The sequence below is a fragment of the Streptomyces lydicus genome, from assembly GCF_001729485.1.
In the GTDB taxonomy this organism is placed as follows: domain Bacteria; phylum Actinomycetota; class Actinomycetes; order Streptomycetales; family Streptomycetaceae; genus Streptomyces; species Streptomyces lydicus_D.
In genome coordinates this window covers 1,179,594-1,205,699 of the sequence record NZ_CP017157.1, presented here as the reverse complement: position 1 = coordinate 1,205,699, position 26,106 = coordinate 1,179,594, and the positions used below count along the sequence as shown (strand labels likewise).

Here is a 26,106-nt window from a genome sequence, read left to right as displayed (position 1 = left end):
TGGATCAGGCCCCTCGCCGGCGGGGGCGGCTGTCCGTTCCCCCGCCGGCGCGCGGCCGTTCCGCCGCTCTAGAGCCCGTACGCGTCCGCGATCAGCTCGTACGACCTCAGCCTGGCCGCGCCGCCGTGGGCGTTGGCGGTGATCATGAGTTCGTCGGCGCCGGTGCGCTTGGCGAGGTCGTCGAGGCCCTGGCGGACGGCGTCGGGGGTGCCGTGGACGACGTTGCCGAGCCAGCTGTCGACGAAGCCGCGCTCCAACTCGTTGAAGGGGTACGCCGCGGCCTCCTCGGCGCTCGGGACCAGGCCCGGGCGGCCGGTGCGCAGCCGGACCATGGACAGCGCGCCGGTCATGACCTGGCGGCGGGCCTCGCGCTCGTCCTCGGCGGCCAGCGCCGCGACCCCGATCAGGGCGTACGGCTCGGAGAGCACCTCGGAGGGGCGGAAGGACGCACGGTAGAGGTCGAGCGCCGGGAGGGTGTTGGCCGCGGAGAAGTGGTGGGCGAAGGCGAACGGCAGGCCGAGGGAGCCGGCGAGCCGGGCGCTGAAGCCGGAGGAGCCCAGCAGCCACAGGGGCGGCCGGTGCGGCGACTGCACCCCGCCCGGCGAGGTGGCCTGGACCGGGCCCGGGACCGCGTGGATCTTCGCGTACGGGTGGCCGTCGGGGAAGGAGTCGTCCAGGAAGCGGGTCAACTCGGCGAGCTGCTGCGGGAAGTCCTCCGCCCCCTCGTTCAGGTGCTGGGCCCTGCGCAGCGCGGCGGCGGTGGCGCCGTCGGTGCCCGGCGCGCGGCCCAGGCCCAGGTCGACCCGGCCGGGGGCCATCGCCTCCAGGGTGCCGAACTGCTCGGCGATGACCAGCGGGGCGTGGTTGGGCAGCATGACGCCGCCGGAGCCGAGCCGGATCCGTTCGGTGTGCGCGGCGAGATGGGCGAGCAGCACCGCGGGGGAGGAGGAGGCGACGCCGGGCATGGAGTGGTGCTCGGCGACCCAGTAGCGGTGGAACCCGCGGCGCTCGGCCGTACGGGCGAGGGTGACGGCGGTGCGTACCGCGTCCGCCGCGGTGTGGCCGGCGCCGACGGTGACGAGGTCGAGCACGGACAGCGGCACGGGGGCGCTGCCCCGGGCGGTGGCCCGTACCCCGTCCTCGCCGTCGCGGATCGTCCGGCCGCTGTCCCGGGTCTGGTCGTCTTCGCCGCTCACGGTGCGGGTCCTCCTCGCGTTGCGCTGGGTCTGCGAGGAGGACAACCGGAGAGCGTCTCCACTTATTCCCGGGTCAGGGCCCGGCGGCCGTGGGGCGGTCCGGGCGGGCTCGCTACCGGCCGGCGGTGCGGGTGAAGAGGGTGCCCAGGGCCGGGCAGGACAGCTTCCGGTCCAGCAGCCACAGGCCCTCCCAGGCCGTCACCTGATTGGCCGTGAGCACCGGCTTGCGCAGTTCCGCCTCCAGCGCCGGGAGGTGCTCGGCGGTGTGCAGGGCGGTGTCGGGCAGCAGCACGGCCTCGGCGTCCGGATGGTCGCCGGCCCGGGCGAGCGCGAGCACCTCCTCGCGGCCCCAGGTGCCGACCTCGGCGGCGGTGATGATGCCGCTGCCGCGGGTCGAGACGACCTCCGTGCCAGCCGACTTCAGGAACGCCCGGAAGTGCTCGGCCACGTCCTCCGGGTAGGTCGCGGCGATCGCGACCCGGTGGGCGCCGAGCGCCTGGACCGCGTGCGCGAAGGCGAAGGACGTACTGGAGGCGGGCAGGCCGGCGGTGACGGACAGCTCCCTGACCTGTTCGTGGGCACCCTCCCAGCCGAAGACGAAACTGGCGCTCGTACAGGCCCAGACGACGGCTTCGGCGCCGCGCTCCTTCAGCTCCTCGACGCCGGCCGCCAGCCGGGCGGCGGAGCCCATCTCCAGCAGCGCGTCGACCCGGTGGGCGTCCTCGCCGATGTCGGTGTGCACGAGCGGCAGGCGGACCGAGCCGCCCAGGATCGTCTCCAGCCGGGGGTAGTCGTCCTCGGCGGAGTGGCCGGGGTAGAGGAAGCCGACCGATGCCATGCAGATCTCCCTTGCGTGTGCGGGTGCCGGGGCGTTCATGGGGGCGGGGCGGTTCTCGGGTCGTACGAGGAGCGGGGGACGGAGCACCGCCGGCGACACGGCGCGCGGCGCCGGCGGTGTCCGGTAAGGGGGTCGGGTTCGGACCGGCCTCAAACCGGGGGCAGCGGACCGGGATCGTCGGACGGATGGGGCGACTGGTCGCCGCCGTCCACCGGCTCCCCCTCGGGCGGTGCGGGCGGACCGGCGAACGCGGCCTCGGGCGTCGCCCGCGGGGTGCCCGCCTCCGGCCCGGCCGGCGCGGACCCGGTCATCGCGGCCGGCCCGCGGCGCGCCACCGGATCGAGCAGCGCCTGGTACGGGCCCACGGCGGCCACGCCGATCTCCCGCAGCGCGGCCCACATCGTGACCTGGTTGGCGGACAGCACCGGCATCCGCAGCTCGGCCTCCAACTGCGGGATGACGTCGTAGGTCGGGAGGTTCGTACAGCTGATGAAGAGCGCGTCGGCGGCACCGACGACGGCGGCGCGGGCCATGTCGACGACGTCGCGGTAGGGCACCTTCCAGATGTGCCGGGTCAGTCCGAGGTAGGCGCGGCCGGTAACCGTGATGCCCGCCTCGCCGAGATAGTCCTCCAGAGAATCGGTGACCGATTTCGTGTAGGGCGTGACCACGGCGATGCGCCGCGCGCCGATCTCGCGCAGCGCCTCGATCAGTGCGCCCGAGGTGGTGAGGGAGGGCACCTCCCCCGCCTGGACCATGGCAGCACACATGGCCCGCTCGCCCGCGACCCCGCCGACAAAGCTGCCGGAGGTGCAGGCATAGCAGATGACCTGCGGTGATACCGCGCACAGCGCCTGGACGGCAGCGTCCAGCGTTTCGTGCTCGCTGACCAGACGGGCCAGGTCGAGACTGACCTCGACGGGCACGAAGGGAGTTCGGGTGAGGTGGAGGGACACGTCGTCGGGTACCCAGCGCCACAGCTCGCGGTCGAGCGCGAAGTCAAAAGGGGCGACAACGCCCACACCGAGCTGAGGCTGGGGGCCACCCAGAAAGGAGACGTCCATTGAAGGCCCCTAGAAGAAACGAAGGGCTGATGGCCAGGCCAGTGGCCGGGGATGAGGTGCAGCCGGAGCAAGCCGGGACGTCGGGACAGAGCCGTTGTTGACACGGTAGATACGACTTCTTAGCGTGGTCAATCCTCGCATCTCAGGCATCTGCCGGCGCCCCTTTCCAGTGAAAGGGGCTCACGTTCCAGAACGGTTTCCGAGCCATGACAGAAAGCACCGTCCTCGTCCTGGGATCCGACCCGCCGCCGAAGCTCGACAGGCTGACCGGCCGGGCCCGGGTGATCTTCACGGACGAGACCTCGCTGGCCGACCGACTCCCCTCCGCCGACGTGTTGTTGGCCTGGGACTTCACCTCCGATGCGATCCGCGGGGCGTGGCCCCGGGAGGGCCCCAGACCGCGCTGGGTGCACACCGCGAGCGCGGGCGTGGACAAGCTGATGTGCCCGGCGCTGATCGCCGACGACACGGTCGTGACCAACGCCCGGGGCGTCTTCGAGCAGCCGATCGCCGAGTACGTCGCCGGGCTGATCCTGGCCATGGCCAAAGATTTTTACGGAAGTTGGGAGCTCCAGCGGCAGCGGCGCTGGCAGCACCGCGAGACACGGCGACTGGCCGGCAGCCGCGCGGTCGTCGTCGGCTCCGGGCCGATCGGCCGGGCCATCGGGACGACCCTCCTGGCACTGGGTGTCAAGGTCGATCTGGTCGGCCGCCGGGAGCGGAAGGACGACCCGCAATTCGGACTGGTCCATGCCAGTGACGCGCTGAACGGCCTGCTGGCGGAGGCGGATTGGGTGGTGTGCGCGGCCCCCCTGACGGACGCCACCCGGGGCCTGTTCGACAGGGCGGCGTTCGCCCGGATGCCGGCGCGGACGCGGTTCATCAACGTCGGGCGCGGCCCGACGGTCGTCGAGGCGGACCTGGTCGCGGCGCTGCGCGAGTGGCGGATCGCGGCGGCCGCGCTGGACGTCTTCGAGCACGAGCCGGTGCCCTCGGACAGCCCGCTGTGGGACGTGCCGCATCTGATCGTCTCGCCCCACATGAGCGGGGACACGCTGGGCTGGCGGGACGCGCTGGCCGAGCAGTTCCAGGACAACTTCGACCGGTGGGCGGCCGGCGAGCCGCTGCTCAACGTCGTCGACAAAAGGCTCGGGTACGTACCGGTGCAGTGACGGCGCGGCGGCCGTGCCCGGCGCGGCCGCCCCGCCCCCACCCGCCGCCTCCGCCGGGGCGGCCGACGCTCGGAGGACGCATGACCACCGAACCGACTGACCTCGCCGACCTGACCGCCACCGCCCTGACGGCCGGGTACGCCGCCGGCGCCTTCTCCCCCGTCGAGGCCACCCGGGCCGTGCTGGAGCGCGCCGAGGCCGCGCAGGCCGCGACGAACTGCTTCACCCGGATCGACGCGGACGAGGCGCTGTCCGCCGCCAAGGAGTCGGCCGAGCGCTGGCGGGCCGGTGCGCCGGCCGGGCCGGTGGACGGGGTGCCGGTCACCGTCAAGGACCTGATCCTGACCCGGGGCACCCCGACGCTGCGCGGGTCGCGGACGGTCCGGGCCGACGGCCCCTGGGAGGAGGACGCGCCGTCGGTGGCCCGGCTGCGGGAGTCCGGGGCGGTGTTCCTCGGCAAGACGACCACCCCGGAGTTCGGCTGGAAGGGCGTCACCGACAGTCCGCGGCACGGGGTGACGGGCAATCCGTACGCCCCGGGGCGCACCTCGGGTGGCTCCAGCGGCGGGAGCGCGGCGGCGGTGGCGCTGGGCGCCGGGCCGCTGAGCCTGGGCACGGACGGCGGGGGCTCGGTGCGCATCCCGGCGTCGTTCTGCGGGATCTTCGCGCTCAAGGCGACCTACGGGCGGGTGCCGCTGTACCCGGCGAGCCCGTTCGGGACGCTGGCGCACGTCGGGCCGATGACCCGGGACGCGGCGGACGCGGCGCTGATGATGGACGTGATCTCCGGCGCGGACTGGCGGGACTGGTCGCAGCTCGGGCCGGCCGCCGGCTCCTTCCGGGCGGCGGTGGCCGGCGAGGTGGCCGGGCTGCGGGTGGCCTTCAGCCCGTCGCTGGGCTGGGACGTGGCGGTGGCGCCGGAGGTCGCCGCGGCGGTGCGGGGCGCCGTCGAGACGCTCGCCGGGCTCGGTGCGCACGTCGAGGAGACCGACCCGGGGATCGCCGACCCGGTGGAGGCGTTCCACACCCTGTGGTTCAGCGGTGCGGCCCGGGTGGTGCAGCCGCTGGACGACGACCGGCGGGCGCTGCTGGACCCGGGGCTGCGGGAGATCTGCGAGCAGGGCGCCCGCTACAGCGCGCTGGACTATCTGGCGGCGGTCGACACCCGGATGGCGCTGGGTCAGGCGATGGGCCGCTTCCACCGGACGTACGACCTGCTGGTGACCCCCACCGAGCCGATCACCGCCTTCGAGGGCGGCGTGGAAGTGCCGTCGGGTTCCGGCCACACCCGCTGGACGGGCTGGACGCCGTTCACCTACCCCTTCAACCTCACCCAGCAGCCGGCCGCGACCGTGCCCTGCGGGGTGGACGGCGCGGGGCTGCCGATCGGCGTCCAGCTGGTGGGGGCGCGGCACGCGGACGCGCTGGTCCTGCGTGCCGCGCACGCCCTCTACGAGGCGGGCACCGCGGGGATCCCCGCGCCGCCGGCGCCCTGAGCGGAAGCGTCGGCTGAGCGGGGCCCGGTCCCGGGGTGTCTCGCCTAGGCCCGGCGGAAGTTGAGGGTCTCCCCCAGGGCCCCGGCCCGCCACAGGTCCTGGCAGGCGTCGGCCATCCGGTCGAGCCCGTCGACGACGCTGCCCCACACGATCCCCGGCACCCAGCCCGCGTCGCCGTTGATCAGCAGGTTGTTGCGCTCGTAGAACAGCGCGAGGTCGACGACGGTGGCGCGGCCCTGGTGCCGGGCCGCGCGCTCATAGCCGTAGGAGGCGGTACCCAATTGGGTGTCGCTGAAGGTGAAATAGCACAGGTCGCCGGGGATCGGGGTGATCGTCGGGTTCTCCAGCGGCGGCTCCTCGGGCGCGAACGGCGCCAGCAGGGCGTAGATCTCGTTGCGGGCATATTTCGCGTGGTAGACGTCGCCGCCGAGCGGCAGCGCGTCCCAGACGGCATTGCAGGTGATCGGCGCGCGGTCGTCGAGCAGTTTCGCCGTGCAGCTCACGCCGCGCTTGTCGAGCGAGACTTCGATGAAGCGATCGGTCATGCTCAGATCGTAGGGGGGCAATACCGGCGTACGGAACAGCATGGAACAGTACGGAACTCCTCAGCACCGGTCGTATCAAGGGCCGGAAACGATCGGCATAAGAGCCGACGATTCGGGTAGCCGCGCGCCCATGGCTTCACCACCATGGAACACCTCAGAGATCACAGGCCAATTGACGCGCGGCATCCGCCGCCGGTCGCTGCTCGCGGGGGTAGCGGCGCTCGGCGCAGCGGGTGCCCTGGGAGCGGCCACCGGCTGCTCCCGCGTCGACGTCAGCGGGGCCACGGACGGCGGTCACCTGCTCGAGGACCTGCGCAAAAAGGGCACCGTGCGCATGGGAATCGCCAGTGAACCGCCCTACGCCTCCATCAACAGCAAGGGTGAGCTGACCGGCGAGGCGCCGGCGGTCGCCAAAACGATCTTCCAGCGGCTCGGGATCAAGAATTTCGAGCCGGTCCCGGTCGAGTTCGGCGCGCTGGTGCCCGGTCTGCACTCGTTCCAGTACGACGTGATCGTCGCGGGCATGTTCATCAACAAGGCGCGCTGCGCCGCCGTGCTCTTCTCCGACCCGGACTACGAGTCGAAGGACGCCTTTCTCGTTCCCAAGGGGAACCCGCACAAGATCAAGGATTATCCGGACATCGCCCGGCAGCACCTCAGAATGGGCACCGGCATCGGTTACGCGGAGATCGACTACGCGGTCGGCAACGGCGTCAAGAAAAGCACGATCCAGACCTACGGCGACCAGATCGCCGGAATGGAGGCACTGGAGGCGGGCCGCATCGACGCCTTCGCCGGTACCGCGCTGACCATGATCGAGGCGCTGAAGACCGGTAAGCACCCCAAGGTGGAGATGACCTCCCCGTTCACTCCGACGGTCGACGGCAAACCCCAGCGGGACGGCGGCGGCTACGGCTTCCGGATCGGCGAGACGAAACTGCGCGACGCCTTCAACAACGAGCTGCAGAAGATGAAGAAGAGCGGCGAACTCCTGCGCATCGCCAAGCCCTACGGCTTCACCGAGGAGTTCATGACCGACCTCACCGCGAAGGAGCTCTGCAAAAAGTGACCTCTGCGCTGTGGGAACTCTTCTTCAAAGGGCTGTGGATCACCGTCCAGCTGATGGTCTACAGCGCCGCCCTGGCCGCCGTCGTCGCCTTCGGCATCGGCCTGTCCCGTACCTCGCGCCTGTGGATCGTGCGCTTCCTGTCCGGTGTGTACGTGGAGTTCTTCCGCGGCACCTCGGCGCTGGTGCTGATGTTCTGGCTGTTCTTCGCGCTGCCCCTGCTGGGCTGGCAGCTCGCCGGCATCTGGGCGGGCACCCTGGCCCTCGGACTGTCCTACGGGGCGTACGGCTCGGAGATCGTGCGCGGCGCGCTCCAGGCGGTGCCGGCCGCCCAGCGTGAGGCGGCCGTCGCGCTGAACTTCTCGCCCTGGCAGCGGCTGCGCAAGGTGCTGCTTCCGCAGGCCGTCCCCGAGATGATGCCGCCGTTCAACAACCTGCTGATCGAGCTGCTCAAGGGCACCGCGCTGGCGTCGCTGCTGTCCATCGGCGAGCTCACCTTCCAGGCCAAGCTGGCCCGGCTGTCCACCGGCCAGAGCGCCCAGGTCTACGGAATCATCCTGGTGCTGTACTTCGCGGTCGCGTTCGTGGTGACCCGGATCATGCGGCTGCTGGAACGCCGCGCCAAGGCATCGGTGGGCCGGGCCGTGCCCAAGGGCGAGGGCTGGTTCTCCCGCAAGCTGCCCGTCGAGAAGCAGGGTCCCGAGGCGCTGGCCACCGGAGGCAAGCCGTGAACAACTGGTCGTGGAGCTACGTCGGCGAGATCATGCCCGACATCCTCAAGGGGCTGTGGATCACCGTCCAGGCCACCTTCTACGGCTCGCTGGTGGCCTTCGCGCTCGGGCTGGTGTGGGCGCTGCTGCTGCGCTCGCCGAGCCGCTGGGTGACCTGGCCGGTCAGCGTCGTCGTCGAATTCGTCCGCAACACCCCGCTGCTGGTGCAGCTGTTCTTCCTGTTCTTCGTCCTGCCGACCTGGGGGCTGACCTTCGCGCCGCTGACCACGGGCGTGATCGGCCTGGGGCTGCACTACTCGACGTACACCTCCGAGGTCTACCGCGCCGGTATCGACGGCGTGCCGCCCGGCCAGTGGGAGGCCGCGACTGCGCTGAGCCTGCCGCGCCGGCGCACCTGGACCGCGGTGATCCTTCCGCAGGCGTTCCGCCGGGTGGTGCCCGCGCTCGGCAACTACGTCATCGCGATGTTCAAGGACACGCCGCTGCTGGCCGGCATCACCGTCGCCGACATGCTCTTCCAGGCGAACAGCATCAGCGCCACCACCTTCGACTACCTGGAGCCGATCACCGTCGTCGGCATCCTCTTCGTGGTCATCTCCTACCCCACTTCCCTCCTCCTGCGAGCCCTGGAGCGTCGTCTTGTCCGCTGACAGCACCCCCTCGAAGGAAACGGCCGGCGCGGCGGACGGGGGCCCCACCGGGGCGAGGTCCGCGGCCGGCACCGAGCTGATCCGCTTCGACCACGTCACCAAGCGGTTCGGGACCAACACCGTCCTGGACTCGCTGGACTTCACGGTCTCCTCCGGCAAGCACGTCACCCTCATCGGCCCGTCCGGCTCGGGCAAGACCACGATCCTGCGGCTGCTGATGACGCTGCTGAAGCCGGACGAGGGCACCATCAAGGTCGGCGGTGAGTACCTGACGCACGAGGAGAAGGGCGGCAAGCTCGTCCCGGCCGGGGAGAAGCACGTCCGGGAGGTCCGCAAGAACATCGGCATGGTGTTCCAGCAGTTCAACCTCTTCCCCAACATGAAGGTGCTGCGGAACATCACCGAGGCGCCGGTGCACGTCCTGGGGCTGGACAAGGACGCCGCCGAGGAGCGGGCCCGGGACCTGCTGGAACTGGTGGGCCTGACCGAGCACCTCGACAAGTACCCCACCCAGCTCTCCGGCGGCCAGCAGCAGCGGGTCGCCATCGCCCGGGCGCTGGCGATGCGCCCGCAGGTGCTGCTGCTGGACGAGGTGACCTCGGCGCTGGACCCGGAGCTGGTGGCCGGGGTGCTCGACGTCCTGCGGGACATCGCCCACACCACGGACATCACCATGCTCTGCGTCACGCACGAGATGAATTTCGCCCGGGACATCTCCGACGACGTCCTGATGTTCGACGCCGGGCGGGTCATCGAATCCGGGGCGCCCGAGAAGATCTTCACGGAGCCGGAGCACGAACGCACCCGGGAATTCCTCAGCGCGGTGCTGTGAAACAGCCGCGGTAGGCCCGCGGTCCACCGGTGGTGTGCCCCCCTTCGGGCGGGGCGCACCACCTTTCGCATTCCGCGTACGGGCGCCATGCCCGCCGAATCCCGGAATATCACCCCTCGACGGGTGCCTCAACCCTTCCTCAAGTCAGTCGCCTATGGCTGAAAACACGTCTACCGTCTACCGTTCCGGAACGGCCTGCGCGGCTACCTGACGCCACCTCATGACCAGGGTGGAACAACGGAGTTGGGCCGTTCCGGGTGGTCTGTCCGCAGGCAATGCAACGGGGTCCCTTTTCATGGGAAGGACAGTGGGAGACGTGAACGTCTCGTATTTCGCCACGGCCGTCAGCGCGTACGAGGAGCCACCGCTTCGGCGCCGGGACGCCTACGCCGTCGTCGTCGCGAACACCGTCGCCGACCTGGAGCAGGTCGGCGAACTGCTGCACAGCAATCTGCCGGTCCTGCTGGTCCGCGATCTCGACCAGGCGCGGCGACTGGTGGACGGCGGACCGGCCGCTGCCGGCGGCGCGCGGCAGGTACCGGCGCTCCAGGCCGGCCACCTGGAGATCCGCCCGGACGAGCAACGGGCGCTGTGGCGCGGCACCGTGCTGGACCTGACCGCCCAGGAGATCGCCCTGCTGGCCTGCCTGGCCCGGCAGAGCGGCGGGGTGGTCTCGTTCCGGGAGCTCGTCCAGGACGTGTGGGGGGCGTCCTGCGGGGTGGACACCACGGTGATCCACAGTGCCGTACGGCGGCTGCGCCGGAAGCTGGAGCGGGCCGGGGCGGACGTGCGTATCGCCTCGGTGCGGGGCTACGGACTGCGCCTGGCCGGTGAGGACGTGATCCGTCAGTGAACTGACATCGGCCCGACATTGGCCACCCCGCCGGGCTCCTCAAGACTATGAGGCGAATCACCGGCGGGGACGCCGGCCGCGGGAATTCCGGGCTTTTGGGAATTGCCGCGGCCGGCGGCTTCCCCGCACCGCACCGAAAACCCGAAGGGGATGCAGCATGCGTGTGCACAGGGCCTCTCGCGCACTCCTGGTGAGTGTCGCCGCCGCGGGAATTCTCGGCACGACGGGAATGGCGGCCAGCAGCGCCGCGGCCGCGGACCACGGCCCCGCCGTGGCGAGGAAAACCTGCAAGGTATCGGCCTACACCGACCGGGTCGACCGCAAGACCGACAAGTTCGGCAACGGCGCGATCAAGTGCAACTTCACGCCGGCCTACACCAAGCTCACCGTCACCCTCTACAAGGGCACGAAGAAGATGGCGACGGCTCACTGCAGCAGCCACGGCAGGTCGTGTTTCAAGGCCACCAAGGAAGTCAAGGACGACGCCCGCATCCAGAAGTGGCGCACCAAGGTCACCGGCTCCTGGGGCCACGGGAAGTCGAAGACGGTGTGGAGCGCGCCGATGTACGGCTGAGCCGTGCCGGCAGGCCCACGACTCTGAATCTCTGCTCGAATTCATGACCGGAAAAGGCAGGTGCGTATGCGCAGGTTGATCGCAGGCGCCGCGGGGGCCGCACTGGCCGCCACCGCCCTGGTGGGCGCCCTCCCGGGCTCCGCCTCGGCCTCGGCGGGGGACGTCGCCCTCAAGAAGACGATCTACAGCCAGAAGGCGAAGCCGACGAGGAAGTCGACGAAGTTCGACGCCAAGTGCAACACCGTCGGCAACGGCCGCAAGAGCGCGGGCATGGCGTGTTTCCGCGCGAAGGGCGACCGGATCTGGATCAAGGACACCGCACCGGGGGACGGGCTGCGCATCGAGGTGCGCGGCATGACCAACTCCAACGGGAACCCGAACTACCGCTGTTACGGCAACCACAAGGGTGGCTGGCAGGTCTGCAACTTCGACCGGCAGATGGCCGAAAAGCGGATCTTCCTCTGGTACGTCAGTACCTGGAAGGGCAGCAAGATCAAGTGGACCAGCGACGAGAAGATGCTGCGGACGTCCTGACGACGTCCCGGCGAGGGGCGTGAGGTCTGCGGAACCGGCCACGGAATTGGCCGGTTCCGTACGCTCCTCGGCCGCGCCCCGGGGTACACGCCGGAGTGACCACATGACGCCGGAGTGCGAAACTCCCTGGCAGTCAGCCCGGTGACCTTGGCATATGCCACCGTCTCAACCGCCTGTACAGAAACCCGGGACGCGCATCTTTTCGGTCAAGGCCCCCTCCATCGAGGGCCGTTGGCCGCTATCGTGATAGCAGCCCAGTTGCCGGGCCGCGGTCGTCCCCTGCGTCGACCGTGCCCGACGACGCGGCCACGACGCAAGCGGTACCAACCTGCTAGGGGGACACCGTGGCGCTGAAGCCCGAGCCGACCGCGCCGTTCCATTCGGTGCAGTACGCCCTTCGCGTGCTCGAAACGATCTCCCGGCACGCCGACGGCGTGACGGACGCACAGATCGCACGCGAGACGGGGCTGTCCCCGGGACTGCTCGCCCACATGCTGTCGATGCTCCGGCGCGAGGGCTATGTGGAGCAGGTCGCCGACGGGGCGTACGTCGTCGGGGACTCGCTCCTGCTCCTGGGATCGGGCGGCGACCGCGACCGGGCCCTGCGCGACAAGCTCCAGCTCACCCTCGACCAGCTCCGCGACTCGGTCGGTGCGGCGGTCTACATCAGCCGGTACATCGACGGCGAGGTCAAGATCCTGCACTACGCCGACGGCCCGCTGGCGCCGAAGGTCAACGAGTGGGCCGAGTTCCGTCGCACGGCGCACGCCAGCGCGGTCGGCAAGTGCCTGCTCGCGCAGCTCGACCACGACGGCCGCAAGGACCACCTCTCGCGCCACAAGACCGCCCGGCTCACCTCCCGGACGATCACCAACGAGAAGGTGCTGTTCCACAAGCTCGACAGCCAGCCGCCCACGGTCCCCGTCCTGGATCTTCAGGAGTACGCCGTCGGCACGGTCTACGCGGCGGTACCGATCACCGCCGGTGCGACGGTCGGCTGCCTCGCGCTGTCCATGCCGCTGGAGCACGCCCACCGCCTGCGCCAGGCGGCCGACGCGCTCAACCGCAAGGCCGCCCCGGTCCTGCTGTCCCTGGCGATCTGAGCCGGGCGCGCGGGCCCGGCCGGCAGGTGGTCAGGAGCACCCCTCTCGACCAGGTAGTATTTCTTTCGTCAGCGCGCGCCGCTAGCTCAGTTGGTTAGAGCAGCTGACTCTTAATCAGCGGGTCCGGGGTTCGAGTCCCTGGCGGCGCACGTAGGAAGTGGGCGTTCCCGGTTCTCCGGGGACGCCCACTTCGTCATGCGCGCGCACTCCCCGCGCCGCCGGTTCCGCCCGGCGCTCACCGCTCCAGGAGCCCCGCCCGGTCCTGCTCGCGGTAACGGGCCAGCAGCGCCGCCTCGTCCTCCGCGGTGAACGGGCGGTACACGGCCCCGGCGGGCGCGCCAGGTGCCGGGGTCAGGGGCGTCCACCACACCGGCGCCGGGCAGCGGAAGCCGGCCCGGCGCAGCGCCACCCGGTGGATCTTGTTCGTCGCCGTCACCGGCAGCGCCGGCACCGTCCGTACGAAGCGCGGCGCCATCTTCGTCCCGAGGTCGGGCTGGGCGGCCAGGAAGGCCACGAAGTCGTCCGGGTCGAAGGCGGCGCCGTCGCGCAGCGCCAGGGCTGCCATCACCTGGTCCCCGGCGACGGGGTCGGGCACCGCGTACACCGCGACGCCGGCGGCCGGGGCGTAACGGGCGAGGATGTTCTCGATCATCGCGGCGGCCAGGTTCTCACTGTCGACCCGCAGCCGGTCGTCGGTGCGTCCGGCGAAGTGGAAGAAGCCCCCGGCGTCCCGGAAGAAGAGGTCACCGGTCCAGTACCAGCCCGCGCCGGGCCCGGCCCCCCGGCCGCGGGTGCGGGCGGCGGTCGCCCCGGGGTTGCGCCAGTAGCCCTCGAAGGAGCCGCGGCCGCGGTTGACCAGCTCCCCGATCGCCTCCTCGCCGTTCAGCAGCCGGCCCGCCGCGTCGAGCCGGGCGCGCGGCAGCTCGGCACCGGTCACCGGGTCGACGACGGCGAGGTCGTCGCCGGGGGCGGGCCGGCCGATGGCGCCGGGCGGGGTGTCCGGTGTGCGCCGGAGGGCGGCGCCGCCCTCGGAGGAGCCGTACCCCTCGGTCAGCCGGACGCCGAAGCGGGCGGCGAAGCGGGCGGCGTCCACGGTGCCCGCCTCGGTGCCGAAGCCGTTGCGCAGCGGATGGTCCCGGTCGTCGGGGGCGGCCGGGGTGGCCAGCAGGTAGTGCACGGCCCGGCCGACGTAGGTGAAGTACGTCGCCCCGTAGCGGCGCACGTCGGGGAGGAAGGCGGAGGCCGAGAAGCGGCGGCGCAGGGCGATGCCCGCGCCGCCGGCGAGTGCCGGGGCCCAGCCGGCGAGCACGGCGTTGCCGTGGAACATCGGCATGCACAGGTAGTGGACGTCGTCCCGGCGCACCGCGAAGTACCGGGCCAGCTGCGCCCCGGCGGCGGCCAGCCGTCCCTGGCTGCACAGGGCGGCCTTGGGGGCGCCGGTGGAGCCGGAGGTGAAGCACAGCAGCATCCGGGTGGCCGGGGTGGGGGGACGGGCGCCGGGGAGGGGCCCGATGCCTTCGGGCGGTGTGCCCTCGTACGGCGCGAGCAGCTCCCGGTAGGCGGGGTCGTCCACGACGAGGACCCGGCCGGGCGGCACGGTGAGGTCGAGGCCGGCCAGCAGCGGCAGGTGGGCGCGCTCGGTGACCAGCAGCGCGCAGTCGGTGTGCCCGATGTCCCGGGCGAGCTCCGGGCCCCGCCGGGTGGGGTTGATCCCGGCGACGGCGGCCCCGGCGAGCGCCGCCGCGCCCAGCCACAGCGGATACTCCGGCACGTTGTCGAGCAGCACCCCGACATGCGGCTCCGCGCCCCGGGGCAGCAGCTCGGCCAGCAGCGCCGCCCGGGCGGCCGCTCCGGACGCCAGCTCGTGGTGGGTGAGGGCGGTCTCCCCGCACCGTGCGCCGATCCGGTGGTCGCCCCACTGCGCCTGTACGAGCTCGGCGACGGTCCCGGCACCGGAACCCGCCGTGCTCCTCGTACCGTCGACTGCCATGACGGGGCAGCGTAGCTGACGGAGCGTCAGGTCGACAGGGCCGGGACGGGCGGTACCGCCTTCGGAACGCGCCCTGGTCCGAACGGCGGCACCGCGGGCGATGAGTTCCTGCCGGACGGGGAGGCACTCCGCACACAGGCAGCTTCCGTCCCCGAAAGGCAGCACCATGAGCACGCTGATCGTCACCGCGTTCGTCACCCTGGACGGCGTCATGCAGGCCCCCGGCGGCCCGGGCGAGGACGTCGACGCCGGGTTCGAGCACGGCGGCTGGCAGGTCCCCTACGTCGACGAGGACTTCATGCGCCTCATGACGGAGACCTTCGAGCACACCGCCGACCACCTCCTGCTCGGCCGGCGGACCTACGACATCTTCGCCGCCCACTGGCCCCGGGTCACCGACCCGGACGACCCGATCGCCGTGAAGCTCAACGCCATGCCCAAGTACGTCGCCTCGCGCACCCGGGAGAGCCTGGAGTGGCACAACTCCCGGCTGCTGAAGGGCGAGGCCGCGGAGTCCGTCGCCCGGCTCAAGGAGCAGCTCGACGGCGTGCTCATGACGCAGGGCAGCAGCGACCTGATCCACACCCTGCAGCGGCACGACCTCGTCGACGAGTACCGGCTGCTCGTCAACCCCGTGATCCTCGGCACCGGCAAGCGGCTGTTCGCCGAGGGCGCCGCCCCTGCCGCCTGGAAGCTCACGGAGTCCCGCGCCACCGGCGCGGGCGTGCAGTACTGCGTCTACGCAAGGGCGGGACGGCCCTCGTACGGGTCCTTCCAGCTGGACGAGCAGGAGTGAGGACGCCCGGCCCGCGCCCCGGCGGCGTCAGGCGGCCGCCGGGAGCGGGGCCGTGGTGGGGCGGGCGGCGGTCTGCACGAGCGCGGTGTAGGTGCGCCGCAGCGCGATCAGCGACTCCTGGGCCTCGCGGTAGACGGCGGCGTCCGGGCCGCCGCGGTGGGCGAGGGTCCGTACGGGGGCGCAGTGCCGGTCCATCGCACTGAGCCAGGCGCGGTGCTGTGCCGGGAGGTGCCGGCGCAGCAGCTGGCGCCGCCCCTCCCCCATCCGGCGGCCCCCGATGCCGAGCACCGCGTCGGCGGCCTGGAGCACCGGCGGCTCCAGGGCGCCCTGCTCGGCGAGCGCACCGAGCACCGCGCCCTGCTGCGGGGTCGCCGGCGCGGCCGCCAGCTCCGCCGCCTCGGCGTGGAGCTGGGCGCGCAGGGCGTGCTGGACGCGGACCAGGCGGCGGAGCGCCGTCGGGGTGGAGGAGTCGTCCGGCGAACGGCCCGCGAGGGTGTCGGCGAGCCGGAAGAGCCAGATCCCGTGCGCCTCCAGCCGGGTCGCGGCCAGCATCAGCCGGTCCAGCCGGCTGAGCGGCTGGCCCTCCGGCGCCCAGCGGACGATCGGCACCAGCGCTTCGGTGCGGGCCAGCTGGTCGATGGGGATGTGGCGGCGCGGTTTGCGCTCGGGCGCCCAGTTGTGGAGCGCGAGGGTGGGCAGGGCGACGAACTGGTCGTGGTCGATGCGGTGCGCGATGGCGGCCCACAGCTCCAGGAACGCCTCGTCGGCCACCTCCCGGGCGGCCGGCGCCTGCGGGTCGAGCCCGCACCATCCGCAGGACACCGCGATGACCGCGATCCGCATCGCGGCGGCCTCCGCGTTGCGCAGCGAGAGGCGGGAGACCCGCTGCCGCAGGGCGGCCAACTCCTCGGCACGCCGGGCGCGTTCGACCAGCGCGACGGCGGCCGCGCGGTCCGGCGCGACCGCGGCGGCCCGCGCCATGGCGTCGAGCCGGGTCCAGGTGCCGATCATGGCGCGGACCGGCGGGCGCTCGGGCAGGAAGCCGTGCGCCCGGGGGTCGTGAGGGGCCGGCGCGCCGGCCCCGTCGGACAGCGCCGGTTCCGCACCGCGCCGCGGGGCCGGCACCCGGTGCGCGGGCGCGTCGGACACCCGGTGGGCGGGCGCGTCGGACACCCGGTGGGCGGGCGCGGTGGCCGGCATCGGGGGCGCGGCCTCCTCCGCCGTCGCCCCGACGGCCGCCCCGCCCTCCTCCGCCGTCGCCCTCGTCGTCCCCGCCGTAGTCATCACTGTCGCCATCGCCGTCGTCATCATCGTCGTCGTCACCCTGTCCCCCATCAGCACTTGCCCGCGAACAGCCGGGCCAGGTGGGCGTCCACGTCGAGGTGGGCGCCCTCGTGTCCTGGCGGCACGATCGCCACGGTCTGTTCCAGCCAGGCGGTCAGCTCCGTCGCACGTACGGACAGCTCGCACACGCTGTCGTCGGTCGACAGCGCCAGGTGCACCCGGCCCGCCTCGCCCGGCCGGCGCAGCGGCCACACCCGGACGTCCCCCTCCCCCACCTCGTCGTACAGCCCGCCCAGCAGCAGGTCGCGGGCGAACAGCCAGGTGCTGAGCGGGCGCCCGCGGCTGAGGAAGGTGACCTCGACCTCGTACGGGCGGTCGCTGCGATAGCCGAACCGGCCGGCCACCGGAGCTGTTTCGTCCGGCCCCAGGAGGAGCTGCATCTCAAGGGTGCGCTTGGCTGTCGACACCACGACGATCAACCTTTCCGACGGAGGGGCGAGTCCCGGGGACCCGGTCCGGGGCGCGCGTCCTGGCAGACGTTGCTGTGGAGGGCGGGGTTGCAGGAGGTGAAGGAGGAGTGACGGACGCCATGGCCCGGCGCCGTCCGGATCTGTTCAGTTCTGTCGCCCTGGCGGCCCCCTCACCCTCTCAACCGGCAGGAGGTATCGCATGTTGACGGGGCAACTGGTGACCGACGGCCACGGACGCCCCGAACTCGATCTTCACAGAGCAATGCGGACGGCCCGGCGGTCCAAGGTCCCGGAAGCACGGGCCTTCCGGCCCGTACGGAAGGCGGCCCCGGTGAGGTACCCACGGGGCCGACGACGCGGGAGTGGCCGGGATCACACCCGCCGAGTGCGTGAGGGGCCCGGTCCGGGGTACGGAGCACCGCTCCACGTCGTGTAATGTTTTCCAGGTCAGCGCGCGCCGCTAGCTCAGTTGGTTAGAGCAGCTGACTCTTAATCAGCGGGTCCGGGGTTCGAGTCCCTGGCGGCGCACGTAAGACTGAGGCCCCTCGCATCGCGGGGGGCCTCAGTCATGCCCGGCATCGAACGTTGCGGTGGCGCCCCCGGCGGGGGCGGTCCCTGCGGACGGCCGGGGCCGAGGAGCCGGGGCCGCCCGCGGGACGCGGTCAGGCGGCCGGTCCGGCCTCCACGGGGGCGGCAGGGCTCGTCGCCCGCGGCGCACCGAACAGTCCGGTGATCATCCAGCACAGCAGCGGCGCCAGCGCGCCCGCCACGGCCGTCCAGGCCCGCCATCCGCCGTCCACCGGGAGCAGCAGCACCCCCGCGGCGGTCACCGAGACGGCCGCACCCAGCAGCACTCCGGCCGGCACCGTACGGGTCCAGTGGCTGCCGAGTTCCAGCAGGCGGGTGCGGCGGGCGGCGTCGACAGTGAACGGTGCGGGGGCTCGCACGGCGGCGATCCGGGCGGCCTCCGCCGCGGGGAGGCGGCCGGGCAGCTGCCAGCCGTCGTCCGCGACGAAGTCGGCGGGCACCTTGCCGCGGGGTCCGGCCGGCTTCCACAGCAGCCAGCCCGTGGCACCGGTGAGCAGCGGGGCGGCACGCCGGTGCGAGGCCGCGAGGCGGAGGGGGACGTCGCCGGGGCCGGTGCCGGGGCCGGTGTCGGGGGCAGTGCCGGTACCGGGGGCAGTGCCGGTACCGGGGGCAGTGCCGACGTCTGTGCGTGTGCCGGTGGCTGCGCCTGTGTCGGTGCCTGGGTCGATGGCTGTGACGGCTGTGACTGTGTCGGTGTGGAGGATCAGGCACGCGTAGCGAGCGGAACTCTTTCCGGAGGCGGAGCCGGAGCCGGAACCGGAGTCGGACCCCGAGCCGGAGTCGGACCCCGAGCCGGTGCCGGGCCCGGCGTGGGCACCAGGTCCGGCGCCGTCGCCCGTCGGCCGCTCCACGTGTTCCGCCACCCCGGCAGCCGTCACGCGCAGCGCGATCCAGTCCTTGCCCACCCGGCGCCCCCGGCGGGGCGGACCGGTCACGGCCGTCCCCACGCAGACCGCCGCGAGGGCGGCGGCGCCCCAGAGGAGGCCGGCCACGGCCGCGGTGCCGTACGGCAGGGTGCGGCCGGCGAGCAGCGCCTCGACCGCCGAGCGGGTGTCGGCGCCGACCGCCCCCAGGCCGGGCCGCTGCGGCACGTACGCCACCGGCAGGGTCTCCCCCACCTGCCGGACCCCGCGGTGGACCGCCGCCCGGAAGGTGGCGGGGACCGCCGCGCCGCCGTGCGGCGCCGGCAGCCGGACGGTGTAGTCGGCCTCCGACGAGGCGCGGCTGCTGCTGCCCGCGCGCTCGACACCGCCGACGGCGACGACCGGCAGCTCCTTGATCACATAGTCGGCGGCGGCGATCCGGCCGGGCACGGCGCCGCGGTCGGGGGTCCCGGCCCCCAGGGCGCAGAAGAGCACCAGGGCGGTCGGGACGGCGAGCGCGACGGCCGTGACCCGGGCCCAGGGCCAACGGGAGCCGTGGAGTTCCGCGGGGAGCGCGGCACCCGCCCCGGGCGCCGGCGCCCGCGCGGCGTCCAGCGCCAGCCCGTACCCCCGTGCCGGCGTGACCCGCCCCGCCCGCAGGACCACCCCGGTGAGCGCGAGAACGCATCCGGCGAGCGCGGCAACGGCCGCCCACCCCACGGCCGTACGGAGCGGCCCCGCGTCCAGCAGCAGCCACCCGCCGGTGAGCGCGACGAGCCCGGCCACCCCCACCACGGTCACCCCGCGGCCGGCCCGCACCGCCCCGGCCGTCACCCGAACGCTCCGAAGACGCTGGTATCCGGCTTGTCCTTCACCTTGTCGGCACCCTTCTCGTTCTGCTTGCCGGCGTCGTCAGGCACGATTCTGCCCGTCGGTGATCTTCGTGACCGGACGGGACCGCGCCGGCCGTATCGGGGGCTCGTCACCGGCGGCGTTGTCGCGCCACGCGGACCGACCGCCGACTTCGGCCATCGCACCAAAAGCCGTACAAAGTCCGGCAGTTACGAAGAGCGACGAAAGCAAGTGGTGCGCGCTGCGCCACACAGCGTCCCGCATTGCGCGGCCTTGTCCGTATCCGCCATGTCCCGTCTTGTGGTCACGAGTCCGGTTCGGGACCCTGACCTGGTAACTCGGCTGAAAAGAGGTGGAGTTGCGGCGCGTTGCGGACAACGGGATGCGTCGGATGGCGTGATGTGGACGTGGAGAATCCGCCGCTTGGCAGGATCGCTGAGCGTGCATCACGTAACCGGCGGACGGCCGTCACCGTCCGGCGGTGCGGGCGGCCGACATCAGTGAGCCCGAGTCGGTCGAGGGGGACCGAGGTGTCGGGCCACCACCAATTGGCGCGCGGCCTGCGCTGCGTGCGGGGGGATGATTCATGACATCGCCGCCTGACGATGCCCGGTCGCAGGGCTCCTTCGATCCGTCCGCGACGACTCGCCTGCGCGTGCCGCGCCAGCACTGGCAGCGCCGCGCCCAGCGGGGGCCGCTGCCGCGCTACGACTACGAGCACTACAGCCGGCTGGCCGGGCCGCTCACCGATCCCGACCCGGACCGCCCCTACCGGGTCCGCTACCGCTCCCTGCTGGCCGGCGAGCCGCACCGCCTCCGCGCGACGCTGCTGCTGGGCGCCGCGCCGCTGGTCTCGCTGGGGCTGCTCGCCTGGCTGCTGCAGCCCGCCCACTGGACCCAACGCGACTATCCCGAATATCCGTTCCTGCCGGCGCTGGACACCGTGATGCTGGTGTCGATCGGGCTGATCGAGTTCTTCCGCTGCATGAACGTGCTGTCCAACGCGCACGCCACCCTCGTCGCCCGCGACCCCGTCCCGGTGATACCGGAGCGCGGCACCCGCGTCGCCTTCCTCACCTCGTTCGTGCCCGGCAAGGAACCGCTGGACATGGTGACGCGAACCCTCCAGGCGGCGGTCCGGGTGCGCCACCGCGGTCCGCTGCACGTCTGGCTGCTGGACGAGGGCGACGACCCGCAGGTCAAGGAGGTCTGCCGGCGGCTGGGGGTGCACCACTTCAGCCGCAAGGGCGTACCGGAGTGGAATCAAGCCAAGGGTCCGCATCGCGCCAAAACCAAGCACGGCAACTACAACGCCTGGCTGGACGCCCACGGGGACGACTACGACTTCTTCGCCTCCGTCGACACCGACCACGTCCCGCTGCCCAACTACCTGGAGCGGATGCTGGGCTTCTTCCGCGATCCGGACGTCGGTTTCGTGATCGGCCCGCAGGTGTACGGGAACTACGACACCTTCGTCACCAAGGCGGCCGAGTCCCAGCAGTTCCTCTTCCACGCGCTGATCCAGCGGGCCGGAAACCGCTACGGCGCCCCCATGTTCGTCGGGACCTCCAACGCCGTACGCATCAGCGCACTGAAACAGATCGGCGGCCTGTACGACTCGATCACCGAGGACATGGCGACCGGATTCGAGATGCACCGGCACCGCAATCCGGCCACCGGACGGAAATGGCGGTCGGTCTACACCCCGGACGTCCTCGCGGTCGGCGAGGGGCCCACGGCCTGGACGGACTTCTTCACCCAGCAGCTGCGCTGGTCGCGCGGGACGTACGAGACGATCCTCAAGCAGTTCTGGAAGGCGCCGTTCACGCTGTCGCCGGGCCGGTTCTTCAACTACGCCATGATGGTGATCTTCTACCCGATGTCGGCGCTGAACTGGATCCTGGCGGCGCTCAGTTGCGCGCTGTTCCTGGGACTCGGCGCCTCCGGCGTCCAGATCGACCCTGCGGTGTGGATGATGCTCTACGGCAACGCCTCCGCGCTGCAGATCGGGCTGTACGTGTGGAACCGCCGGCACAACGTCTCGCCGCACGAACCCGAGGGGTCCGGAGGCGTCGCCGGCATGGTGATGTCGGCGATGTCCGCGCCGATCTACGCCCGGTCGCTGTTCGACGCGGTGCTGCGCCGCAAGAGCAGGTTCGTGGTGACGCCGAAGGGCGACTCCTCCAGCCCGGACACCCTGTTCGGCACCTTCCGGGTGCACCTCTTCTTCCTCGTCGTCTTCGGCGGCTCGCTGGGTGCCTCGTTCGCCCTGGGACACAGCCACCCGGCGATGATCATCTGGGCGTCGCTGGCCCTGCTGATCACGGCGGCACCGATCGTCGCCTGGCGGGCGGGCGTACGGAGCGCGAGACGGCGGGCCGCGGCCGGCGCGGACGACGGCCGGGCCGCCTCCACGGCTGAGGCCGCCGCCGGTGGACCGGACGCCACGACGACGGCCGCCGGAGCGCCGGCCACCTCCGAACAGACCCTGCAGATCGCCCTTGGGGGACGTCACACATGAAGTACCGTCCGAGCCGTCGCGTGCGCAGAGTGGCGATAGCGACGGGTGTGGTGCTGGCGCTGGCCGGGATGAACGGGCCCGCGCTCTACGGCTTCGCCTCGGAGCAGTACCACCAGTACAAGATCAATGAGCCCGAGTACAAGGCGGCGAACGGCCACTGGGACGTCGTCGACGTCCCTTCGGCGTACCGCATCAACACCATTCACGCGGCGCTGCTGCACACCGGGAAGGTGCTGCTGGTCGCCGGATCCGGCAACAACGCCGCGAACTTCAAGGCGAAGTCGTTCCGTACGGTGCTGTGGGACCCGGAACGGAACACCTTCAAGAACATCCCCACACCCAAGGACCTCTTCTGCTCCGGGCACACCCAACTCCCGGACGGCAGACTGCTGGTGGCCGGCGGCACCCAGCGCTACGAGAAGCTGCAGGGCGACGTGAAGAAGGCCGGCGGCCTCATGATCGTCTACAACGAGGACCCGGACGCGCCCCGCACCTTCCCGGCCGGCACCCGCTTCACGGGCCGGCACAACGGCCGGACCTTCGCCTCCAAGGACCCGGTGGTGGTGCCGCGGGCGAGGAAGACCAAGGATCCGGCCACCGGCCGGGTGACCGTGACCCACAGCGAGGCGCGGGTCTACGTCGAGGCCCTCCAGGACGGCCCCGCCCACTCCACCGGCTCCCAGGACAACTACCGCATCCACGGCCTGACCGGCGCGGATGCCCGTAACTTCTACGGCATCGCGCAGAAGCTGTCGTTCGACAAGAAGGACTTCCAGGGGATCAAGGACAGCTTCGAGTTCGACCCGGTGGCCGAGCGCTACCTGCCCGTCGACCCGATGAACGAGGCCCGCTGGTACCCGACGCTGACCACCCTCAAGGACGGCAAGGTCCTCGCGGTCTCCGGGCTCGACGAGATCGGACAGGTCGTCCCCGGCAAGCAGGAGATCTACGACCCGACGACGAAGAAGTGGCACTACCTGCCCGCCCGGCGCTTCTTCCCCACCTACCCCGCGCTGTTCCTCACCGACCGGGGCCGGGTCTTCTACACCGGCTCCAACGCCGGCTACGGCCCGGACGACGTCGGCCGCACCCCGGGCATCTGGGACCTGACGTCGAACGCCTTCCGGCCCGTGCCCGGGATGAGCGACCCGGACATCCTGGAGACGTCGATGTCGGTCCTGCTGCCGCCGGCCCAGCGGCAGCGCTACATGGTGCTGGGCGGCGGCGGGGTCGGCGAGGACCCACGGTCCACCGACCGGACCCGGATCGTGGACCTGCACTCCCCCGCACCGCGCTTCAAGGACGGGCCGCCGCTGTACGCCAAGGCCCGCTACCCGAGCAGCGTGATCCTGCCGGACGACACCGTGCTGACCACGAACGGCTCCGGCGACTACCGCGGCCGCAGCGACTCCAACGTGCTCAAGGCGGAGCTGTACGACCCGGCGGCCAACCGCGCCCGGCAGGTGGCGGACCCGCTGGTGGGGCGCAACTACCACTCCGGTGCGCTGCTGCTGCCGGACGGCCGGGTGATGACCTTCGGCTCCGACTCGCTCTACGCCGACAAGGACAACACCCGGCCGGGCGTCTTCCAGCAGCAGATCGACCTCTACACGCCGCCCTACCTCTTCCGGAAGTCCCGGCCCGAGCTGACGGACCGGGGCAGCAGGACCGTCCCGCTCGGCGGCACCGCCACGTACCGCGCCGCCCACGCCTCGGCGATCAAGAAGATGCGGTTGATCCGGCCCGGCTCCTTCACCCATGTCACCAATGTCGAACAGCGTTCGGTGGCCCTGGACTTCACCGTGACCAAGGGCGGCGACGGGGTGACCGTCACACTGCCGAAGGACCCGTCGCTGGTGCCGCCCGGGTGGTACATGCTCAACGCCGTGGACGGCCAGGGGACGCCCTCGGAGGCGGTGTGGGTGAAGGTTCCGGTGGCGGGGGGCAGATAGGGGGCGGGTAGGGGGCAGGTTTGGGGTGGGGTGGGTGGGGGTGGGGGTGGGGTGGCGGGCCGGGGGGCTGGAGGGGCCGCTCCCTCCGGACCGCCGAGGAATCTTTCTCCCCCCCCGGGGCCCCTCCCCCCCACCCCACCCCGCCCCGCCCCACCCCCGCTGCGTCGCTACTTCGCCCCGCTGGCCAGCTTCAGGGCGTAGGAGGGCCACCATGCGCCCGCCTTGGGGCCGCCCTTGCAGGTGCCGTCGGACTCGCCGGGGCGTTTGATCCAGAGGTAGGCCGCTATCAGGGGGTCGTGGGTCCTGGTCGTCGGTGGGGTGCCCAGGGCTCGGCCGGGCGGGTTGCACCAGTTCTCCGGGTCGTCGCCGCCGGGGGCCGGGCCGTTGCCGTTGCGGCTGGTGTCGACGACGAACGGCTTGCCGCCGACCAGGCCGGACAGCTTCCTGCCGTACGCCGCGTTCTCCTCGGTGGTCTGGTAGTTGGAGATGTTCAGCGCGAAGCCGTCGGCCCGGTCGATGCCGGCGCGCCGCAGCGGCTCGGCCATCGCGCGCGGGTCCTTGATCCAGTGCGGGTTGCCGGCGTCCAGATACACCTTGGTGTGCGGCAGCGCCTTGAGCTTGCCTACCGCCTCGGTCAGCAGGGCGTAGCGCTCCTCCTGGAACTGCCGGGGCGTGCAGCGGTCCACCAGGTGCGGCAGCGCGTCGGGCTCCAGGACGACGGTGGCGGCGCGGTCGCCGATGCCCTTGAGGACGCCGCCCAGCCAGGCGCGGTAGGCGTTGCCGTCGGCGGCGCCGCCCTTCGAATAGCTGCCGCAGTCGCGGTGCGGGATGTCGTAGAGGACGAGCAGCGCCTCGCGGTCGGCCTTGGCGGCCGCTTCGGTGAAGCCGCGGGCCTCGCCCTGCGGGTCGTCGACACCGATCCATTCGGCGACCGGCTGTCGCGCGATCCGGTCGACGGTCCGGGCGTCCGCGGCCCGGCCCTCCTTGTCGTAGGCGAGGACCTGACGGGCGGCTCTGCTGTCCGGGTTGACCCAGTACGGCGCGACGGACTTGGGGCGCTGGCCCGGTCGGCCCGGGGCCCGGTCGCTGCCGCCCTTGCCGCTGTCATCGCCGTTCGCGGAGCAGCCGGCGAGCAGCACGACCAGTGCCCCCACGGCGGCCCAGCGGGTGTTGCCGTACATCCACTCCCCCCTCGGATTACGGGAGTTGACCGGCTCCTGATCGCCGGCCGCATCCATCGTGGCACACCCCTTCCGTGGCCGAGCGGCCCTGTGGACAAGCTGTCCACAGGGCCGCTACAGGACTTGACGGGGGGCGTTCGCGGGGCTCGCGGGACGCCTCAGCGGCGACCGCCGGCCGGTGGCCGACATCCCGTCAGGTGGCCGGGGGCTGCCGCCGGCGCCGGGAGTGGTCCGGCGTGGCCGCACGCGGAGGGTGTCGGCGTCGGGGCCGGTGCCCGCGGGGGTGTCTGCCGGCCCGACGGGCGCCCGACGGCGGCGGCATCGCCCGTCGTGGCGAGCTGCGCCGCCGCTCCGCCGGCCGTCACGTCGCTTCCCCACAGCCACAGGCCGAGCAGCAGAACCGCCCAGGTCACACCGGTGAGCAGCTGCCCGGGGCGGGGCTGCCCCGACTCCTCATCGTTCATCGGCTGCGTCGCCCTGCCGTTCGCGGCGCAGCCGCAGCCGGAGCCGGAGCAGCTGCCCGGCGATGACCAGGACGGCGCCGCCGGCCAGCACCAGCCCGACGGCCGAGGTGCTGCTCAGCTCGCCGCGCGCGGACGTCTCGGCCGGCGTGCCGGGCGGCTCGGGCCGGGTGAGCGGCAGGACGCCGGCGAGGGCCGCCGGCCGGGCGGGGGCCGCTCCGGAGCCGCAGCGGGTGACGTGGGGGCCGGCCGGGCAGCCGGCGGGAGCCGGGCCCGGGGTGACACGGACGGCTGCGGTCGCGGCGCCGGACGCCGCCACGGGGTACGCGGGCGCCGCCGTCACCGCGCAGGCCGCGGCTGCGGCGCAGAGCGTAAGAAGCGGTGAGCGCATGTGAACCTCCGATCCCTCCGAAGGTCCGCCCGTGCCCGCCCGGCCGCATCCCGGTGCGGTCCGGGCCTGCGCCATTCGGGTGGGGCCCGGGCCCCACCGGCGC

At 72.4% G+C, this 26,106-nt stretch carries 23 protein-coding genes and 2 tRNA genes; 15 read left to right on the top strand and 10 right to left on the bottom strand.

The features are described from left to right. Window positions 1–68: 68 nt before the first annotated feature. From SL103_RS05225 to SL103_RS05215, 3 genes are all read right to left on the bottom strand, one after another. Window positions 69–1,196 carry an LLM class flavin-dependent oxidoreductase gene (locus SL103_RS05225; protein ID WP_069567591.1) on the bottom strand — a complete coding sequence of 376 codons (1,128 nt, stop codon included), beginning with the start codon at window positions 1,194–1,196 and terminating at the stop codon, window positions 69–71. 112 nt (window positions 1,197–1,308) lie between these two features. Next, complete coding sequence (locus SL103_RS05220) at window positions 1,309–2,034, bottom strand: maleate cis-trans isomerase family protein (RefSeq protein WP_069567590.1); 726 nt, start codon at window positions 2,032–2,034, stop codon at window positions 1,309–1,311. A 149-nt stretch (window positions 2,035–2,183) separates the two neighbouring features. Then, window positions 2,184–3,098 carry a maleate cis-trans isomerase family protein gene (locus tag SL103_RS05215; RefSeq protein WP_069567589.1) on the bottom strand — a complete coding sequence of 305 codons (915 nt, stop codon included), beginning with the start codon at window positions 3,096–3,098 and terminating at the stop codon, window positions 2,184–2,186. A gap of 206 nt (window positions 3,099–3,304) precedes the next feature. Here SL103_RS05215 and SL103_RS05210 point away from each other — a divergent pair, with 206 nt between their 5' ends. Further along, window positions 3,305–4,270: a D-2-hydroxyacid dehydrogenase gene (locus SL103_RS05210; protein ID WP_069567588.1), complete on the top strand. Its 966-nt coding sequence runs from the start codon at window positions 3,305–3,307 to the stop codon at window positions 4,268–4,270. A gap of 80 nt (window positions 4,271–4,350) precedes the next feature. Then, a complete protein-coding gene (locus SL103_RS05205; RefSeq protein WP_069567587.1) occupies window positions 4,351–5,766 on the top strand; it encodes an amidase in 1,416 nt (471 codons plus the stop codon). A gap of 44 nt (window positions 5,767–5,810) precedes the next feature. Here SL103_RS05205 and SL103_RS05200 read toward each other — a convergent pair whose 3' ends face one another. Beyond that, window positions 5,811–6,311 (bottom strand): DUF3830 family protein, encoded by a 501-nt coding sequence (locus tag SL103_RS05200; protein ID WP_069573436.1) that lies wholly within the window; start codon window positions 6,309–6,311, stop codon window positions 5,811–5,813. Between the two features lie 130 nt (window positions 6,312–6,441). Here SL103_RS05200 and ehuB point away from each other — a divergent pair, with 130 nt between their 5' ends. From ehuB to SL103_RS05155, 9 genes are all read left to right on the top strand, one after another. Next, complete coding sequence (gene ehuB, locus SL103_RS05195; RefSeq protein WP_069567586.1) at window positions 6,442–7,380, top strand: ectoine/hydroxyectoine ABC transporter substrate-binding protein EhuB; 939 nt, start codon at window positions 6,442–6,444, stop codon at window positions 7,378–7,380. Then, the gene (gene ehuC / locus SL103_RS05190) at window positions 7,377–8,108 is read left to right on the top strand and encodes an ectoine/hydroxyectoine ABC transporter permease subunit EhuC (protein WP_069567585.1); all 732 of its coding nucleotides are present in this window, start codon (window positions 7,377–7,379) and stop codon (window positions 8,106–8,108) included. The genes ehuB and ehuC overlap by 4 nt, the downstream gene beginning before the upstream one ends. A gap of 32 nt (window positions 8,109–8,140) precedes the next feature. Continuing rightward, complete coding sequence (gene ehuD, locus SL103_RS05185) at window positions 8,141–8,758, top strand: ectoine/hydroxyectoine ABC transporter permease subunit EhuD (RefSeq protein WP_069573432.1); 618 nt, start codon at window positions 8,141–8,143, stop codon at window positions 8,756–8,758. Continuing rightward, window positions 8,748–9,590, top strand: a complete 843-nt coding sequence (gene ehuA / locus SL103_RS05180) for an ectoine/hydroxyectoine ABC transporter ATP-binding protein EhuA (protein WP_397735639.1) — start codon at window positions 8,748–8,750, stop codon at window positions 9,588–9,590. Before ehuD ends, ehuA begins: the two co-directional genes overlap by 11 nt. A 316-nt stretch (window positions 9,591–9,906) precedes the next feature. Then, window positions 9,907–10,443 (top strand): winged helix-turn-helix domain-containing protein, encoded by a 537-nt coding sequence (locus SL103_RS05175; protein WP_069567584.1) that lies wholly within the window; start codon window positions 9,907–9,909, stop codon window positions 10,441–10,443. 157 nt (window positions 10,444–10,600) lie between these two features. Then, entirely contained in the window at window positions 10,601–11,017 is a 417-nt protein-coding gene (locus tag SL103_RS05170; protein ID WP_164492755.1) for a hypothetical protein, read from the top strand. Between the two features lie 66 nt (window positions 11,018–11,083). Continuing rightward, a complete protein-coding gene (locus tag SL103_RS05165) occupies window positions 11,084–11,551 on the top strand; it encodes a hypothetical protein (protein ID WP_069567582.1) in 468 nt (155 codons plus the stop codon). Window positions 11,552–11,895: 344 nt separating this feature from the next. Next, window positions 11,896–12,654, top strand: coding sequence for an IclR family transcriptional regulator (locus tag SL103_RS05160; protein ID WP_069567581.1), 759 nt, complete (start codon window positions 11,896–11,898; stop codon window positions 12,652–12,654). A gap of 75 nt (window positions 12,655–12,729) precedes the next feature. Further along, a tRNA-Lys gene (locus SL103_RS05155) sits at window positions 12,730–12,803 on the top strand. Between the two features lie 86 nt (window positions 12,804–12,889). Here the strand turns inward: SL103_RS05155 and SL103_RS05150 are convergent. Continuing rightward, window positions 12,890–14,644 carry an AMP-binding protein gene (locus SL103_RS05150; protein ID WP_069573428.1) on the bottom strand — a complete coding sequence of 585 codons (1,755 nt, stop codon included), beginning with the start codon at window positions 14,642–14,644 and terminating at the stop codon, window positions 12,890–12,892. Between the two features lie 166 nt (window positions 14,645–14,810). Here SL103_RS05150 and SL103_RS05145 point away from each other — a divergent pair, with 166 nt between their 5' ends. Further along, window positions 14,811–15,440: a dihydrofolate reductase family protein gene (locus SL103_RS05145; protein WP_069567580.1), complete on the top strand. Its 630-nt coding sequence runs from the start codon at window positions 14,811–14,813 to the stop codon at window positions 15,438–15,440. Between the two features lie 27 nt (window positions 15,441–15,467). On the opposite strand, the gene SL103_RS05140 is transcribed toward SL103_RS05145, so the two are convergent. After that, the gene (locus SL103_RS05140) at window positions 15,468–16,763 is read right to left on the bottom strand and encodes a hypothetical protein (protein WP_244303844.1); all 1,296 of its coding nucleotides are present in this window, start codon (window positions 16,761–16,763) and stop codon (window positions 15,468–15,470) included. An 11-nt stretch (window positions 16,764–16,774) separates the two neighbouring features. Then, window positions 16,775–17,194, bottom strand: a complete 420-nt coding sequence (locus tag SL103_RS05135) for an SsgA family sporulation/cell division regulator (protein WP_244303843.1) — start codon at window positions 17,192–17,194, stop codon at window positions 16,775–16,777. A gap of 454 nt (window positions 17,195–17,648) precedes the next feature. Here SL103_RS05135 and SL103_RS05130 point away from each other — a divergent pair. After that, window positions 17,649–17,722, top strand: a tRNA-Lys gene (locus SL103_RS05130). A gap of 134 nt (window positions 17,723–17,856) precedes the next feature. Here SL103_RS05130 and SL103_RS05125 read toward each other — a convergent pair. Next, window positions 17,857–19,479, bottom strand: a complete 1,623-nt coding sequence (locus SL103_RS05125; RefSeq protein ID WP_069567578.1) for a hypothetical protein — start codon at window positions 19,477–19,479, stop codon at window positions 17,857–17,859. Between the two features lie 604 nt (window positions 19,480–20,083). Between SL103_RS05125 and SL103_RS05120 the strand changes: the two genes are divergently transcribed. Continuing rightward, window positions 20,084–22,018: a glycosyltransferase family 2 protein gene (locus SL103_RS05120; protein ID WP_069567577.1), complete on the top strand. Its 1,935-nt coding sequence runs from the start codon at window positions 20,084–20,086 to the stop codon at window positions 22,016–22,018. Continuing rightward, entirely contained in the window at window positions 22,015–23,970 is a 1,956-nt protein-coding gene (locus SL103_RS05115; protein WP_069567576.1) for a kelch motif-containing protein, read from the top strand. The genes SL103_RS05120 and SL103_RS05115 overlap by 4 nt, the downstream gene beginning before the upstream one ends. Window positions 23,971–24,137: 167 nt before the next feature. Here SL103_RS05115 and SL103_RS05110 read toward each other — a convergent pair whose 3' ends face one another. Then, window positions 24,138–25,151, bottom strand: a complete 1,014-nt coding sequence (locus tag SL103_RS05110; RefSeq protein ID WP_069567575.1) for a glycoside hydrolase family 6 protein — start codon at window positions 25,149–25,151, stop codon at window positions 24,138–24,140. A gap of 453 nt (window positions 25,152–25,604) precedes the next feature. Next, window positions 25,605–26,003 carry a hypothetical protein gene (locus SL103_RS05105; RefSeq protein WP_069567574.1) on the bottom strand — a complete coding sequence of 133 codons (399 nt, stop codon included), beginning with the start codon at window positions 26,001–26,003 and terminating at the stop codon, window positions 25,605–25,607. Between the last annotated feature and the right edge of the window lie 103 nt (window positions 26,004–26,106).